Origin of the sequence: Haloarcula sp. 1CSR25-25 (genome assembly GCF_032027985.1) — an archaeon.
Lineage (GTDB): Archaea > Halobacteriota > Halobacteria > Halobacteriales > Haloarculaceae > Haloarcula.
Map to the genome: position 1 here is coordinate 310,924 of NZ_JAHYBW010000004.1, position 16,039 is coordinate 326,962.

15 protein-coding genes and 4 pseudogenes are annotated in these 16,039 nt (G+C 58.7%); 10 read left to right on the forward strand and 9 right to left on the reverse strand.

Going from position 1 to position 16,039, the window contains the following annotated elements; translation table 11 throughout:
- Positions 1-28: 28 nt before the first annotated feature.
- The 3 genes and pseudogenes from KZ498_RS24705 to KZ498_RS14225 all read right to left on the reverse strand — a co-directional run.
- Positions 29-313, reverse strand: a pseudogene (locus tag KZ498_RS24705) (phage tail sheath family protein); the annotation flags it as partial.
- Positions 314-468: 155 nt separating this feature from the next.
- A complete protein-coding gene (locus tag KZ498_RS14220; protein WP_312619640.1) occupies positions 469-1,131 on the reverse strand; it encodes a hypothetical protein in 663 nt (220 codons plus the stop codon).
- Complete coding sequence (locus KZ498_RS14225) at positions 1,124-1,690, reverse strand: DUF4255 domain-containing protein (protein ID WP_312619641.1); 567 nt, start codon at positions 1,688-1,690, stop codon at positions 1,124-1,126. The genes KZ498_RS14220 and KZ498_RS14225 overlap by 8 nt, the downstream gene beginning before the upstream one ends.
- A gap of 667 nt (positions 1,691-2,357) precedes the next feature.
- Here KZ498_RS14225 and KZ498_RS14230 point away from each other — a divergent pair.
- The 9 genes and pseudogenes from KZ498_RS14230 to KZ498_RS14270 all read left to right on the forward strand — a co-directional run bounded on the left by KZ498_RS14230 (position 2,358) and on the right by KZ498_RS14270 (position 9,690).
- Positions 2,358-2,480 (forward strand): hypothetical protein, encoded by a 123-nt coding sequence (locus tag KZ498_RS14230; RefSeq protein WP_312619642.1) that lies wholly within the window; start codon positions 2,358-2,360, stop codon positions 2,478-2,480.
- A 151-nt stretch (positions 2,481-2,631) separates the two neighbouring features.
- A pseudogene (locus KZ498_RS14235) lies at positions 2,632-2,844 on the forward strand (IS4 family transposase); the annotation flags it as partial.
- 196 nt (positions 2,845-3,040) lie between these two features.
- Entirely contained in the window at positions 3,041-3,784 is a 744-nt protein-coding gene (locus KZ498_RS14240) for a S8/S53 family peptidase (protein ID WP_312619643.1), read from the forward strand.
- A 37-nt stretch (positions 3,785-3,821) separates the two neighbouring features.
- A pseudogene (locus KZ498_RS14245) lies at positions 3,822-4,102 on the forward strand (IS200/IS605 family accessory protein TnpB-related protein); the annotation flags it as partial.
- 266 nt (positions 4,103-4,368) lie between these two features.
- Positions 4,369-5,430 carry a hypothetical protein gene (locus KZ498_RS14250; RefSeq protein WP_312619645.1) on the forward strand — a complete coding sequence of 354 codons (1,062 nt, stop codon included), beginning with the start codon at positions 4,369-4,371 and terminating at the stop codon, positions 5,428-5,430.
- A gap of 611 nt (positions 5,431-6,041) precedes the next feature.
- Positions 6,042-6,630 (forward strand): annotated as a pseudogene (locus tag KZ498_RS14255) (IS6 family transposase).
- Between the two features lie 588 nt (positions 6,631-7,218).
- Positions 7,219-8,574 (forward strand): sulfatase-like hydrolase/transferase, encoded by a 1,356-nt coding sequence (locus KZ498_RS14260; protein WP_312619646.1) that lies wholly within the window; start codon positions 7,219-7,221, stop codon positions 8,572-8,574.
- 95 nt (positions 8,575-8,669) lie between these two features.
- Complete coding sequence (locus KZ498_RS14265) at positions 8,670-9,098, forward strand: universal stress protein (protein ID WP_312619647.1); 429 nt, start codon at positions 8,670-8,672, stop codon at positions 9,096-9,098.
- A gap of 394 nt (positions 9,099-9,492) precedes the next feature.
- The gene (locus tag KZ498_RS14270; protein WP_312619648.1) at positions 9,493-9,690 is read left to right on the forward strand and encodes a cation transporter; all 198 of its coding nucleotides are present in this window, start codon (positions 9,493-9,495) and stop codon (positions 9,688-9,690) included.
- Positions 9,691-9,799: 109 nt separating this feature from the next.
- Here the strand turns inward: KZ498_RS14270 and KZ498_RS14275 are convergent, their stop codons facing one another.
- Positions 9,800-10,063, reverse strand: coding sequence for an MTH865 family protein (locus tag KZ498_RS14275; protein ID WP_312619649.1), 264 nt, complete (start codon positions 10,061-10,063; stop codon positions 9,800-9,802).
- 233 nt (positions 10,064-10,296) lie between these two features.
- Between KZ498_RS14275 and KZ498_RS14280 the strand changes: the two genes are divergently transcribed.
- On the forward strand, positions 10,297-10,731 hold the full coding sequence (locus tag KZ498_RS14280) for a universal stress protein (protein ID WP_312619651.1): 435 nt from the start codon (positions 10,297-10,299) through the stop codon (positions 10,729-10,731).
- Between the two features lie 70 nt (positions 10,732-10,801).
- Here the strand turns inward: KZ498_RS14280 and KZ498_RS14285 are convergent, their stop codons facing one another.
- The 5 genes from KZ498_RS14285 to tnpA all read right to left on the reverse strand — a co-directional run bounded on the left by KZ498_RS14285 (position 10,802) and on the right by tnpA (position 16,006).
- Positions 10,802-11,746, reverse strand: coding sequence for a DMT family transporter (locus KZ498_RS14285; RefSeq protein ID WP_312619653.1), 945 nt, complete (start codon positions 11,744-11,746; stop codon positions 10,802-10,804).
- Between the two features lie 210 nt (positions 11,747-11,956).
- Entirely contained in the window at positions 11,957-12,694 is a 738-nt protein-coding gene (locus tag KZ498_RS14290; protein ID WP_312619654.1) for a helix-turn-helix domain-containing protein, read from the reverse strand.
- A 537-nt stretch (positions 12,695-13,231) separates the two neighbouring features.
- Positions 13,232-14,329, reverse strand: a complete 1,098-nt coding sequence (locus KZ498_RS14295) for a Gfo/Idh/MocA family oxidoreductase (RefSeq protein WP_312619655.1) — start codon at positions 14,327-14,329, stop codon at positions 13,232-13,234.
- A gap of 1 nt (position 14,330) precedes the next feature.
- Entirely contained in the window at positions 14,331-15,506 is a 1,176-nt protein-coding gene (locus KZ498_RS14300) for an enolase C-terminal domain-like protein (protein WP_312619656.1), read from the reverse strand.
- Positions 15,507-15,607: 101 nt separating this feature from the next.
- Entirely contained in the window at positions 15,608-16,006 is a 399-nt protein-coding gene (gene tnpA, locus KZ498_RS14305; RefSeq protein ID WP_312619657.1) for an IS200/IS605 family transposase, read from the reverse strand.
- Positions 16,007-16,039: the final 33 nt, after the last annotated feature.

The window sequence follows — 16,039 nt, forward strand, 5'->3', positions numbered from 1 at the left end:
GCCCGAGCTGGTGGTCCCCCGCCGCTGTGGCCGTTGTCACGCGGCCGACGTAGCACCGACTACCGCCGTTGCGAAAGAACCCGTCAACCGCGTACGCGAGATTCGTCCCCTCCAAGGGCTCGTTCCGCCGGTACTCCGCGAACCCGCCGAAATGCCGCTTGAACTCGGCGAAGCTCGAGACGAACTCCGGTTCGACCGGCCCGCGTTCAGTCTCACCCAGGAATCCGGCCGTGCTAGTCCCGACTCCTTCGATGGCCGCCGCGCCCGTCTCGACCTCCTCGACGTACACACCAGGTGAAAGGTACTCTGGCATTTACTGCCGCCTCCAGACATGTGACATGTTATCACGCTATTACCCCACAGTACAAATACTTACTTATTGTCACGACCCGCCTATCGACCGAATCAGGCATACGCCCCCGCTACAGCCATGCCACGGCAGTTCGCAGTCAATCCCGGGGCAGTCGGTCACAGGTCGATTGGCGTCGGGAGCCGCTCGTGATCGCCCTCGTCGATGGGCAGCGAGCGCGTGGCGGTGGAGTGGTCCGGGTGGTCGGCCACGAGTGTCGGCGTCGCCGGCGGGCCAGTGTCCGGGTAGACCTGTATCCGTGTCGGGTTTGCGGACGACGGATCGACCCGGAGCGGGTCGTCCGCGCCCGCGAACTCCTTAGTGGCGACGCCACGAATTTCGAGAACGAACGTCCCGTCGGTGTCCGTACGGGTCAGGAGGTCCGTGTGCTCGATACCGACGGTCGCGTCCGGGAGTGGGTCGGCCCCGCCGTGCGTGACGCGTCCCTGGACCAGCGTCGCCCCCGGCGGGAAGGAGGCGGCAGTCGACGGATAGAGGGGAATCCGCTCCGCCGGCGGTGACTGGGTCGTGTCCACCGTGACCGTCCGTCCGGCGTACTGTGGCGGCGGCTCGACGGTGACAGACACCGACGCGCCCAATGCCGTCGGTGGTGACAGGAAGAGCCAGTAGCCGCTGGGATTGAGTCGTGGCGCGTCCGCGACCGCGTCGATAGATACCGGTGCGGCCCCCCGGAGCGGCGTCCCAGTGCGCTCGTCGTACGGGTTCACCGCGAGTGCGAGTTCGACAGTCCGCTCCGAAACGCTCTGGAAGTGGTCAGCCATCGTCACCCCGCCTTGTAATCGACTCGACACGGCCGGCCGGTTCCGGTTCCCCCGCGCCGAGCGACACTGGGCCGACAGAATAGGCTACCGACGGGAGATACGCCGTCTCGGGGAAGGTGCTCCAGACGTCCATCAGCGTCTCCTCGTCGTCACCCCGGGAGATCCGGAGCTCGGACTCCAGCGAGCCACGAAGCGCGGAGCCGCGGACAACGGCCACGTCCCGGAGCGCCCGCATCGCCTCCCCGAGAAGCCCGTGTTGGCGTTGCACCTTCTGGTTCTGGTTGTTCCCGCCCGACGGATACGCCGTGACCATGTAGTCCAGGTCGACAGTCAGCGGGCCGGGCCGAACCGTCCCCGGGTCCACCTCCTCGAACGTTACCGGGTCCCCGTGGGGATTCTCGGCGACCCGATAGAGAAACAGACCGATCGTCGGCGTGGAGCTGGCGGTCACGGCGTTCGGTGACGACAGCACCACATCGACGGAGTCCATCTCGATGCGGTCCTCCAGCACGCCGACGAGCGTCGTGCTCGCGTCCTCGATCGCCCCGGCGTCACTCACTGCCGTCACCACCATCGCTACCGGACCCTGTGTACGGACCGGTCCGTTGCAGTCGTGTTCTCGAAACCGTCATAGGGTGTGGTGTTTGTTGGCATCCCAATTAGTAGTTTACCTTTCTACCGTGTTCGAGGGCTGGTGCTCGTCAGCACTGAGTCTGTCAGCCCCCTCCCGTTGGCTGGGGCCGCCGCCGGCCGCTCAAAGCTCACTCCCGTGAATCTTCTCGGAAGCCGTCGGATTCGTTCTCAGAGAGGACGGCGAGACCAGCCAGCAAGCTGAGCCAGTGGGATTCCTCAAGCGTGAACCACACCTGTGGTATCACGTTCCCTCAACATTCAGGTGCGACTTCTCAAACCGGTCTCTCAAGATCGTGAAACAGAATTCGTTGCCGGTATCCCGGCCCGACCATTACATGTAATACAGTTAATCAAATAACAACAGTACAGCTGTTACTCCGATAATCAACAATGATGTATATCTGGTGATATATCAGTGACTGAATTATCCGGTAGGCACGGTTTCTTCTCACGATAGTCCTAAACTCACCGGCTAATTGTAACCGCAGAAATCACTGGTAGAGGCGGCCATGAATACATCTACGGTATCTCTCGCTAACCGAACCCTTACTGTCAAGGGGTCCAGTTCATGTTAGTGTATAAATAATATTGCCATGCTGACAATGGAGGCCAAGATAGTATTCACGACAGAGGACCCCGCGTTCCTCGCACAGAGAGAGGACTTCGTGCTCATCGAGTCGTTCGACCTCGTAGACAGATACGCCGCCAAGGTCTGAACGGAACCAAGTTTCGGGCGGGGCGCTACCCGTCTTAGTTTAATTGTACACGCTACTCCAGTCCAGTGATGAAATATCGTCGCAATTACCCAGGTGAGGAACCCTGTGCGAAGTATGACTTACTTTGGACGCGAAGTTAGGTGAGGGCCCGGACGCCGACGCGTCGGGGCTGCCTCTCGGTCGCGGTTCTGTATTGGTCGAACGCCACGCGCTTCTGATTTAGTTGTACCTGATGCTGGAGTTGGGCTATGAACTGCCGGATCTGGACGAGTTGTTTCTGTGGGCGTAATGGATTCCAAACACATACAGTGAACGGTTACGCAGAGAAGGTGAATCGGGTAAGTTCGCCTTTGATTGCTACTAAACTAGAACGGGGAAGTGTTGACGAGGAAATTAAGAAGTTGGTCCTCGTGTATTGCACTGTATGCTTGCTGGTGGTTTCTGGACACACCCTCAGCAAGCAGGCGTCTCAACTGACCGGCTTTGTAAGGGTACTGAGTTTATATTCGGTCATGCCGTAACTCAAAAAGTCTATGTCATCTCCTACAAATACGCCGCCAGTGACGTTCGCAATCGTTGATTCAGGTGCTGATATGGCCCATCAGGCGTTCACAGACTTCGGAATTGTGGGGCGCGATTTCACTGGAAGTGACGAAGGCATTGACGACACTAATGGACACGGGACGCATCACCTCGGGGTGAGTGTGCAGGTGGCAGCCATTTCCTCGGCGAATGTCCGTGTGCTCGTCGCCAAGGTTGTCCAATATCATGAACCAGTCCCCTGGGAACGAATGAATGAAGCGTTACTCTGGGTTACCAATCACAATCCCGAACTCGTTTCAGTAGGCTTTGGTGCACCCGAGTCCACTGATGAATTCCACAGCACCATACAGCGCTTAGCTGAACAATCTCTGGTTATCGCACCGACCGGAGTAGACCGTGATCCGTCAACTGAACAAGCCATCTATCCAGCCCGATTTGAGGAGGTGATTGGTGTCGGAGGAACGGTAGTCGAAGGAATACGCGCCGAACTAGACACACCGTATGCTGGGTGTGACGTCTTGGCAACAACTCCTCTGTTGGGACCGGTACCAAATGGGGGATATGAGAAACGGGGGGGTACCTCTATTGCCTGTGCGGTGTTTTCTGGCATTGCCCTCCGGATGCTGGCTACCAAGGGCCGATTAGACATGACGGGAAAAAAAACGAGCAAACAAGCCTTATTGAACCGACTCAGATCGGAAGCTGACTCAGATGGAATCTTTTGTCCGGACTGGTCCCTGTCCACAGGGGGACCCGACTGAACAGTGCTCCCCTCTGCTCTCCCCCACAGGCATTTTCCGACGTAAACGCCGCGACTCCTTAGACAAAGTCTCGGCGTCCTCTGTTCATGAATACGACATTATATAGGTCGAAGACCTAAATGTGACGGGGATGCTTGAATCGCCGTCGAACAGCTGTAACATACCGGCTCTGGTATGGCGAACGTTCTTATTGTTGCTTGAATACAAATGCGAGCGAGAGGGACGCACTTCGTGGCGGTCAACCCAAGGAGGACGAGTAAGCAGTGCGCGTCCTGTGGCGTTTCGACCAGCGAACCTTTGTGGGCACGTGAACACTCACGTCTTTATTAATCGCACTTCTATGACCGTATCTGGTGGGTGTTGCGTTCATCTCCTCACCGGTTCTCACGCCGCTAACTACTGACGTTCTCTGGCCGTTCCAAAGTTAGCCTAGGACAGATGACCCAGCCTCAAAGAACCAGCCACGTCAGCGGCGAGTGATTGTGGCAGTTCACCACGACAACTGTTCACTCGATTATTCCTCAAATCGACTCTGCGTGAAAAACCTCTCGATTTATGTTGCATCATTAACAAAATCGGGACGTATGACAGAGCACAGCTTCGACGTTGTTGATCCGAAACTCGACGACAAAGACCTCACCCGTGTCGGTCAAGCCGTCCTAGAAGAAGCAAAAGCCGGGGCGATCCGGGTTGCAAAAGAGCACAGCTTGCCGGATGACGAGACCAGTTTCGAACACATAATGAAAGAACGGCTTGACGCGGCTGAGCCGTTCGTTCGCGCCCAAGCTGTCGGCAAACTCACTCAGATTGCCGACAATCCGACCCTCCGGAAGCAGGAACTCGGTTCCAGATTCGTAAACATCGACCTCGAGAATCGTAACATCGTCGCTGATGCCAAGCTTGATCATCAAACTATCGGTGGTATCCGAAGGTATGAAGAACTCCTCCGGAGAGAAGATGTCGGTACAAATCATCCGTTCGATCCGGTAGTTCGGGACTGGCACCCGAATCCAACGGACTTCGAGCCACGACAGGAGTACCGATTCAACGGAGTGAGCTTTATGCTCGATAAGGTGTATTGCGTCGACGAAACCGGCTGGGACTGGTCAGGTAGCGATGAAATCTCGTTGGGCGGGATTACAGTCGACGAAGATGGCGAAGTAGGGCAAATTGGACCATTCAGCGTTTCGAACGACTTTGACACCGGTGAATGGCGGAATTACAGCCCAGACCGGAGGGTGAACTACTTCAATGTTAGAGAAGGCGGCGAGAAGTGGCCCAAGGTCTATACGGCCCACATAGTGATGGTTGAACGTGACTGGGGCGACTTTCCCCAGTGGCTACAAACCCTCTACAATAAAGCGACTGAAAAGATCGAAGAGTACATTGAGACCTACGTCTCATCGCTGACGGGGCCAGTCATTGCCCGGTGGGTAAAGGCCGTTGCGAACTGGTTCTTCGATAAAGCACTAACCTGGATCAGAGGAATATGGGAAGATGACGTGATTGATAACCACACCTTCCAACTGACGCACGCCGGCCCACAAGCCTCATTCGGGGGGTCAGCTAACTCCTCAACGACCATTCGGAACTACTACGGTGGCGGCGGCAAGTACCGCACCTGGACGTACTGGAACTTCGAATAGTCGGCTACCTATCCCTTTCCCAGAAAGTACGAATAGCCGCATTCTTCCGCTACGTCAATAGCCACGAACTTCGTTGTCGCTTCGTGTGACGGTTTTCGTAGACCGAAAAATGAATCCTACGTTGTGGTGGAGGCCGGCGGCTTGGGCTCCTACTGGGTTGACAAGACCGTCGACTCAGCCACGGCAGACCAGGAACATGTGTGTCGAGTCTGTGTCCCCGCTGAAAGGTACCAGATTGAAACTCATCATGGGTGGCCAACTCTCGCGAACCTGAATAGCGCAGCGGTGCTACTGATTGCTACCGATCACCTGTACACGCAGATGCTCGGAGAACGCGTCTCTGAGCGGTACGGCTGGTAGTTCTCTGCGGTCGATTTCGCGGAGGTCAAGACTACGGGCTGATCGGGGCTCGGTATGACAGTTGCGTGAGATGCTCAGACGAGGACTGGAAACGAGGTGGAGTGGTCGAAAGAACTGTAGTCTGGCGGTTTCCGAATCTAAAACGGAGGCGTGGTGAGCACGCGGTGTTCAGATACGGATGAAGAGTGAGACACGGCGGTTTTGAATTGTTCAGGCACACAACCGCCGGCATCAGCGGTAGTCTCGACTAAATCGATTTGGAGTTTTTGGAGCGAGGAGCAACATCGCGCCTGCTGATGAAGCTGCGTATGCAGTCCCGCCGAACTATCACTTTCAAATACTATATCTATTTCTGAGGTACTCAGTGTCTAACGCGCTCGGTCAACTGTACATTATTGGGTTCACAAGGCGGATTTACAGCCCGAAGATGGACGATCACCGGACCACGTTGTGGTTGACGAAACCGTGATCAGGCTCAACGGCGAGCAGTACTGCCTGGACGCTGCTGTGAATCCAGGTATGGACAAATTGCTTCACCCACCGCTGAGACCTACCACGACGAAGGGTATCGCTCATTCGTTCCTACACCTCAGTGAGAAACACGATGTCGATGACGCCGTGTTTCTCGTCGATGGTTCCAAATTGTTACAAACTGGGCGTCATCGGTATGGCCTCGATTTCAGATACGAAAAACATGGATATTGAGATGCTTTAGAACGTATATTTGAAGTTACAAAACGACGAACTATCTGTTTTTCGAACCGTTTCAGCAACGCCGAAGCAGAAACAGCTGACGATAGGCTCTGGTCGTTCAGGATCGCATGGAATCAGCTTATCTGAACACGATGGTTCATTTCCTAGTGGCCTTCACGGAATTTGAACGAGGTGGGTTTCGTGGGGGTTTCGGCGCACGTGTCGATGTCGAGGATGGTGGCGAATCCTCCCGTTCCAGCCACCACCCGATCAGTACAATTAGGATAGCAATGGATAAGCTGTACAATAATCTGACTATCAATTGCAAATTTGTTACTATTATATGAGCTATTTTCTGCATGTATCTAGCGTTTTTCGGGAGTGTTTGGTATAGTTAGTTGTTTTATAACACAAATCCGTAGAATTTCAGCAGGTTATCAAGCTCCTACCGCCCTCGAGCGGTCCCATCTCACGAACTGAGACACAATCACGCCTCGAAACTGGCCGAGACGTGAACTCACGATGGTTGCTGAGTGGACGAACCCCATGGTGAGGCAAGTCGTCTGCTTTTCTGATCGTCGTTCAGCGAGGAGAATGTCAATAAGCTCGGGCTTGGGTTTAATCGACAACGACGCTAGCCCACGATACTGGTTCGGTGTATCTGTCGCCTACCGTGTACAGAAGCAGCCCATTACAGAACATATTTTTGCCGTGGATGCTTCCTAAAACTTGACAATGGGTCGGCCAAACGTGTTGCTCGTCGTGCTTGACTGCGTGCGTGCGGCGAACACCTCTGTGCTGGGACATCGGCGCAGGACCACACCCTTTCTCGAAGCGTTCGGTCGCGAGGCGACGGTGTACACACAGGCACGGACAACAGCGAGCTGGTCGCTTCCGGCCCATGCGAGTCTGCTCACCGGCGTCCCGTCCGAGGGCCACAAGCTCCAGATAACCCAGCGGCTGCTACCCGGCCAGACCATCTTCGATTACCTCCACGGCGAGGGATACGGGACCGGCGTGTTCACCGAGAACCCGTATCTCACGGTTCACCCGTCGGGCCTCAGTGACAGTTTCGAGACCGTTGTCACGGAACGACCCGATTCAACAGACGTTGCGGACCCGTCTGAGACCCGCAACGGTGTCGACGGCTTCTGGTACGCCGACAGACTCACCGACTGGGTCGACGAGCAAGCGGGGCCCTGGGCCGCGTGTCTGAATCTGATGGACGCACACATGCCGTATGCAACGCGGGACGCCTACGACGAGTGGGGCGCGGACTTCTACTGGGCGATGCACGACGAACTCCCGATCAAGTGGGAGTGGAGCGTCTACGGTGAGCAACTCCCACAGGGAGTCGGACAGCTTCTCGAGCCGCTGTACGACGGGGCGATTCGACAGACTGACGCCATTCTGGAGCAGGTTATCGGGGAACTGGAGACACGCGGCGCATTGGACGAGACGCTCGTGGTCATCACATCGGACCACGGTGATGGCTTCGGGGAACCGCCACAGGCTGCCACGGAGCCACCGGCCGTCATGCACGGCATGGGCACACAGGAGGAACTGTTTCACGTCCCACTTGTCGTCCGAGGACCCGGACAGACCGAGGGGCGCCGAATCACGTCCCTGGCGACGCTATCGCGGTTTCCCGACGCCGTTCTGGCTGCCTTTGACGGCGCAAGGGACGATTCCGGGTGGTTCGTCGCGCCTGACGGGCAGACGACTGCGTACCAGGCGCCACCGACCGGTCAGACGGCGGCGTACGCCGAGCAGTACACCGACGACCCGGACCGATTCCGACGACCCGCGTCGCTCGTGTATCGGGACGGCCCCGGCGACACCGTATACAAGCGCGCAGCGTGGGGCCCGGACGAGTACGAAGCGGTCGTGCGGGGACGGCGTTCCGAGCCCGCCGACGGAACACCCATCGACCGTCCGCCGGTAGCCGTTGTCGCCGACTCCGCGGAGCAAAGCGAGACGCTCGAAATCACAGAACTCGCGGCCGGGGAAGACGAGATGGCGGAGTACGACATCGATGGGTTTGACGACGTGGACCTCAAGTCGCGACTGGAGCGACTCGGGTACCTCTGAATCGATGCCAACCGGGGTGGTGATACAGCTGACGTCTTTCCTGTGGCTGGGCAGAATCGAAAGCGATGTTTGTGACAACTCGAGTTATACGAACGATGTATAGCGATATTCTCGTTCCGACGGATGGGAGCACGTCGACAAAGCAGGTCCTCGAACACACAATCGATATTGCCGAAGGGCGAGACGTCACCGTCCACGCCCTGTATGTCATCGACGATCGGGCGTTCCTGTCGATGGATGACGAAATGCAAGACGACGTACTGGAAAACCTGAGATCTGAGGGCGAAGAGGCCACATCAGTAGTCAAAGACACGCTCGAGCAGGAAGGAATCGACGTTTCGACGACCATCCTGCGAGGGAATCCGGCTGATGTCATTGTGTCGTACGTCGAAGACGCTGGCATCGACCTGATTACGATGGGAACTCAGGCAGACACATACGAAAAGAATATGCTCGGGAGTACAGCACAGAAAGTCGTCACGAAGTCGTCCGTACCAGTACTCACTGTTGACATCTCCGAGTGAGAGCGGTCAGTCACACTCTGGTCGCCGCCGGTCTAACCGCCATTCACCAAGTCTACCACGGGTAGGAATGGACTCTGAGAGCTATATCCGCTCCTGGTGGACCAATTCGGGGAGCTTCTGGGTTTGACCCTGCGGCGGTTCACTACTCCCTCGTGATTCGCACGTAACTGAGACCGTGACTGTAATGATGGTAAATATGACTCTCTATTGACTCGGTGTACCCATAATAACAGTTGAAATTATGTCCACACCAATCGCACTACCGTCGTTCGATAAAGTATACAATAACGTTCAATCCATACTATATATTGCCACGTTTGAATTCGGCTGCTGACCGGGCTTTAGTTCGGAAGCCGTAACCGGAAAGTTCGGCGCGACCCTCCGCCAAACCGCAATGTCAACGACGTTGACCGTCGAAGGGATGAGTTGCGGTCACTGTGAGCAGACCGTCGAAGAGGCCATAGAAGCCCTCGCTGGTGTCCAGAGCGCTGAAGCCGACCGGGACACCGAACAGGTGACTGTCGACGGCGATGCCGGTCCGGACCAACTCGTCGCTGCCGTGGAGGATGCGGGTTACGACGCGAGGACCTGATACGACCTCCTCACAGCCACTGTTGTCGCTGTCGTCGATGCGCTCTTTTTAACGACCACGGGTAACCGAGTCCCAGTCTTCTGGTCACAAGTCAGGAGGAAAGTTCAGGTCAGTCGAACAGTCCTTCTTCGCGAAAGCCGGTCATCAGGTCGTCGATGAGGGCCTCGGCAGTCTCGTACGGGTAGTCCTGATATTCGGCGTACTCCGCTCCAAAGTCCATCACCCCGACGCTTACGTCACCTGCTTCGAATGTCGTGCCCGGGCCGTCCGGTAACACGGGCACCAGTTCCATCGGGTCTTCGACAGGGTAGACTGCGCTGTTGAAAACCGCCTCCAATTCCCGCCTGAGTTGTTCAGCGGTATCCGCTGTCATAGTGACACCTTGTCTGAGAGGGACAAAAGGCTTGTCTGTGCCAGGAATTGCTGAGTGCAGTACTAATCATTAGAACCGAGTCGGGAAGATTCACCGAATTATGCTGTTTCAACTCCGCCTATCCAAATGTGGGGTTTTGAACATATAGGGAGATACAGCCCTCCTCAGCAGATATTTTTATTGGCCGGTGACTGAACCCACCGTTTATTTCCCAGCCACGCGCTGATGGCTGCATGTACGAACGTATCCTCGTTCCGATCGACGGGAGCGACCACAGCGACCTGGCTGCCGAACAGGCGATGACTCTCGCCGAGCAGTTCGATGCGGTGGTCCACGTGCTGTTCGTCGTCGAACAGGCAGGGCCGAGCGGCCACTGGGACTTTGCGGTCGAGAAACAGGAAGCGGCCGGCGAGGAGGCGCTGGACGCGGTGGCCACACTGGGCGAGGAGCGCGGCGTGCACGTCGAGCGTCACGTTCGCCGTGGAACGCCGAGCGAGGAAATCGTCGACGCCGCCACCGACTACGCAGTCGACCTCATCGTCATGGGGACACAGGGCCGGACCGGGTTCTCACGCATCGCCACCGCCGGAAGCACGACAGAACGTGTTGTCAGGCTGACTGATGTCCCGACACTCGTGGTTGGCGGTGCTGGCGCCGGAAACGCGTGAGGCTTGCACCGGTGTCTGAAGCGACAGCCGAAATCTCTACATCGACCGATTCGTGACCAGTCTGTCCCTGTCATTTCGCTTCGACTCCGCGCCGCCGTCGCTGATACTCCTCGTGTACCGTCTCCCATTTGAGGAGCACGAACCCGAAGATGACGACCGAGAAGCCAAAGAGAGTGCTTGCCGTCACCGGCTCGGTGAACAGGAGCCAACTGAACACCGTTCCGAACATCGCAGTCGCGTACGTGACGAGGTTGAGTTCGACGGAGCCGAGCCGCGGGAGGAGATAGAAGTACAGCAGATAGCCGGTCGCACTCACGAACACGCCGAGGTAGGCGAGTCCGAGGAGCCCGTCGACGGTCCATCGTACGAGACTCACCGATTCGCTGGGGCTCACGAAGCTGGCGAGATGCGTGAAGACGGCCCCGACGACCATCGCCCACGCCGTTCGCGAGGGAAAGGGCATCTCAGCGTCCGCTCGCTGGGTGAGAACGCCACCGAGTGCAAACGACGCAGCCGCGAGCACCAGAACCATCTGCCCGACGGTGTTCCCCGAAAACAGGTTTCCGGGCTCCGGGCGGGTGATCACGGCCAGTCCGAGGAACCCGCAACCGACACCGACCAGCTCTATCAGCCCGAACGTCTCCTCCGGGAGGAACACCTTCGCGAACCCGATGGTCAGTATCGGAATCAGTCCGGTGAGAACGGCGGCAATCGCGCTCGGGACGGTCTGTTGACCGACGTTCTGCAGGATACTGTAGCCGGCGAGGGTCAGGAGACCGCCCGAGAACACGGCGATCCAATCACGGGTGCCACGTGGCCGCCAGTAGTCCTGCGTCCGACCGACGTACAGGACCAGGACGACCGCGCCGACATCCAGCCGAAGCGCGGCGTACAGTATCGGTGGAAACGAATCGAGCCCGACCGTTACCGCCGGATACGTGCCGCCCCACACCGCCGCGAGAAGCACGAACAGGCCGGCAGTACGGTACCGGGACGTGAGGAGTGGTCCCGTCATCTCAGGGCACCGAAGCCCCTTCGAGACAGCCAGCGGTCGACCGATCCGTCCACACTATTCGCCGAGAACAGACCCGGAAAGACCGACCCCAATCAGCGGTCATAGGACTTACGCCAGGCAATCTCGGGAGATATGCAACCACCACGTTCCGATCGCGCTCCATCAGGTAGAGAGAGCGCTCCCGATACCGTGAACAGGCGGGTTAGTATCCTAACCGTCGTCCCGATAGTCGGTTTCTCCCAGGGGCTCGTCGAGGCCGTTGAGTGCGGTGACCGCCGCGCCGAGGAGTTTGCGCTCCGCTCGGCGGAGCGTCTTCGAAACGGCAGCATCCGAGATTCCGCACTGGTCGCCAAGCGAGGCAAGGGTCTCTTCGCGCGGCGTCTCGTAGTAGCCCCGCGTGACTGCAGTGCGAAGCACCCGTGCTTCGGTCTCTGTGAGCTGTGTGCACCCGTCGAGCAACGCGGTCGCCTCGTCGAAGTGCCGGAAGACGCTCGGGCCCCTGCGGTCGTCGAGGGCCGTCTGTTCGACCACCGTGAACTCGTGGCGCCGGTCGAGCTGACCGAGCGCGGTGTCGACGGCATCAGCGTCCGCGAAGCCGAGATGCCAGCGCTCTCTGCCGTCAATATCAGTAAAGGGGCCGATCACTGCCCCACCGTTGGCCAGAACCGTTTCGATAGCGACCGTGTCCTCCAACAGCACGCGTGTCGTCGCCCGTAAGCCGCGTTTCCGTTTCAGCTCGAAGTAGGTGACCGCGTCAGCGTCTCTGAGCGCTCGAATACCGGCCTCCAGTTGCGAACGCTCGCTGGAGGCGGCCTCGACCCAGAGATCACACCGACCCGTCTCCGGCGAGACGTTCCAGTACGGCGTCGTCAGGGCCACGTCGTGGCTCGCAGTCACCCGTCCTAACGGGCATCCATCAAGCCAGGTATCGAGCGTGACACGATGCACAGCCTGAGATTCGGGCGGTCGTTATTAAGATGTTCTAGTCCGGTGGCAGGCGTCTGAGGACTGCGGTGAAACCAGGGTGGCGGTTTCGGTGTTTCTCGTCAGTAGTTCGAACATTCTCGGCACTGTGCCAGACGTTTTCGTCGCTTTTTAGCAAGAGCTTTGCGGTCAACAAGGGCATAGATATTGTCTTTACTATCAGTTCGACAGTATCTACCCAGTAAAACCTAGATTTAGAATTTTCTGTCTTCTTTCTAGACGTCGATAGAGGGAAACAGCTCAGAATAATCAGATAGTCTGTCCAAAAGTGCCTATCGCCGCCAAATGTATCTGTAAAACCAGCGCCAGCACACCGTCACCGGAACCGGCAAGGTCGGCTGTGTGGCTGCTGGCCGAGCGGTTTCCTCGTGCAAAACGCCGAGAGTAGAAATCGGCTGACATCACTGGGGTCGACTGCTCGGCGACCGACTGGTCGGTATCAACATCCGTCGACTCGTCAAAGCGTGGCGCCCGGCCGACGCCGCGGCCGTCCTCCTCCGCTCACCACGACGTGATGGTCACGTCTCGCAGCGGCCGGGCCAGCGGGACCGACACCTGTCCGCCGGTGTAATGGGAGACGTAGAAGCCGACGATGATCTCCAGCGAGCGTGTCGCCTCCTGGCCTGTCGAGGGGTTCTCGATGGTACCGTCAAGGACGGCCACTGCGTCGGCGGCGGCGTTGACGAAGGCGTCACGGTAGTCCTCGTCCCACGTCCAGGCCCCCTCGATGCCCGGCAGGTCGTCCTCGACGTGGGTCCCGTCGTCGAGTCGCCAGTACCGCCACTCCCCGTCGTCGTTGTTGAGGTAGAGCTTCCCCTCGCTGCCGACGAACTGGAGCGTCATCGAGGAGGCCTCCCGGGGGATGGTGCAGTCGATCGTGACGAAGCTCCCGTCGTCCATCACCACGAATCCGCCGCCGCCGGCGTCGTCGACGCGCTCCCCGGCTTCGAGGGAATCGACGGCCTCGTTCTCACCGGTTACGTAGCCAGAAACACGCTCTGCACGGGCATCAAGCAGGTACACCAGCGTGTCCAGCAGGTGGGTCGAGTTGCGCAACAGCTCCATTCGGAACTGTGTGGCGACGGCGTGGACGTCACCGAGGAGGTCCTCGCTCTGGACGAGGTCCCTGAGTCGCTGGAGTTTCGTCGTGAACCGAAAGGAGTGGTTGACCAGCAGCTCCGTGTCCGTCTCCTCACAGACGGCGACCATCTCCTCGGCGTCGCTGACGGAGGAGGCGATGGGCTTCTCACACCAGATCAGTCCGGGGTCGGCCGCCGACTCGGCGGCGTCGACGACGTGGTCGGCGTGGAGATACGACGGCGTACAGACGGAGACGATATCCAGGTCCTCAGCCGCGAGCATCGACTCGTGGCCGACGTACCGCCGGTCGGATGGGATCTCCCAGGCCTCACCGAACCGGTCGAGTTTCGCCTCGTCGACATCGGCGATGGCCACCAGTTCGACGCCCTCGGTCGCGCTGTAGCCCCCGGCGTGGCTGGCTCTGACCTTCTTCCGGCCGATGTCCGCTTCGTCGTGCATCCCGAGGATACCCATCCCAGCGATGCCGCCAGCCCCGATGATGCCGGCTCTGTACGTCATATCACTCGTACGTGTGGACGCTACCGGTGGCGTTGTCCTCGATGTACGCCCAGTCGTAGTCGACGCCCAGGCCCGGCCCGTCGGGAACGGGGACGGTGCCATCGTCGTCGACGGTGTCGAGCATGTCGGAGTAGTCGCCCTCGTACACCGGCGGCTGGGTGTTCGGCGCGTCGGGATGGACCAGGGCGAGCTCGTAGTAGTTCGTGTTGCGGACCGCCGCGATGCAGTGGCGCTGGGCGGGCCCCGGCGCGTGGAACTCCACGTCCAGCCCGAACCCTTCCGCCACCTTCGCACGTTTCATCGCGCCGGTGATACCGCCGTCGTACTCCGGGTCCGCCCGCAGGAAGTCCGTCGACTCGTTGGCCGCGAAGTCCGTCGCCGGCTCGAGGCCCCGGACGTGCTCGGTCTGGAGGATAGGGGTGTCGAGGGCCTGTCGGAGCTTGCGGTGTGCGTGCTGGGAGATGCCGCCGTCCCGGTACGGGTCCTCGTACCAGAAGAACCCCTCCTCGTCGAGTGCGCGCCCGAGCTTCAGCGCGTCGGCGTAGGTCTCCAGCTCGCAGGCCGGGTCGTGCATCAGGTCCATCTCGTCGCCGACCCGCTGCCCGACAGCGTGGACGGCCGCGAGTTCCCGGTCGAGGTCGCGGGACCCCTCGCTGCCGCCCCAGCCGTGGATCTTGAAGCCGCCGTACCCCATCGAGAGACAGTCTTCGGCGAAGTCGGCGAAGGCATCGGGCGTGTCGAGCCCGCCGTTCTCGTCCCCGTGGTACGTGGAGGCGTAGGCGGGGAGCCGCGTCCGATAGGTCCCGAGCAGTTCGTGGATAGGGGCGTCGTATTTCTTGCCGGCGTAGTCCCACAGGGCGATGTCGATGGGACCGATACCCATCCGGTCGTACTTCCGGAGCGCTCGCTTTACCTCGCTCCAGTGGCGTTCCCGCTCGAGCGGGTTCTTGCCGACGAGGTAGTTTGCGAAGGTGTTGATCTGGGCGGCACCCGGGGAGTTGCCGCCGACGTACTCGCCCGTTATTCCTTCGTCGGTGTGGATCTTGATTCCGAACAGTTTCCGTTCCGTTACCGAGCCCGGCTCGTACACCAGGTTGAACCCGTGTTGGTCTGTCCCCACGTCCTCGATGGGGTAGGCGAACTCGACGGACTCGATGCTGGTTATCTCTGGCGCCATATCCCACCATGGGACACCACGGGAGATAAACGTAGGGTCTACAGGCGGAACAGGCCGAGTGCCTCGGGGCTTGACCCCGAGGGTGAAGGCCGTAAGCTCCACTAAACGTGTTCCGTTCGCTCGATGTACTGCTCAATCGTATCGGTTGAAACATCACCAGCCGTACCCACGTAGTACGATTCTTCCCAAAAGCCACCGCCCCACAGGTATTCTTTCAACAGGGGTTCGTGCTGTTTCCACATCTCTCGTGCTGTAATGCTCTTAACAGTCCGCACAATCTCTCTCGGGGCGTGTTTGGGATGTGTCGACAAGAACAGTTGTACGTGGTCGGGTGAGATGTGCAACGACAGTATCTCGTAGTCGTAGTTGTCGCACACCTCTCGAAAACTGGATTCCAGTGAGGTTTCTATCACACCCAGTATCGGGTGTCGATACTTTGGGCACCACACGAAGTGATAGTTGACGTTGTATACCGTGTGGTTCGACCGTTTCTCACCCATACAGACAGGACAAGGACAAAAGTTAAGCATTTC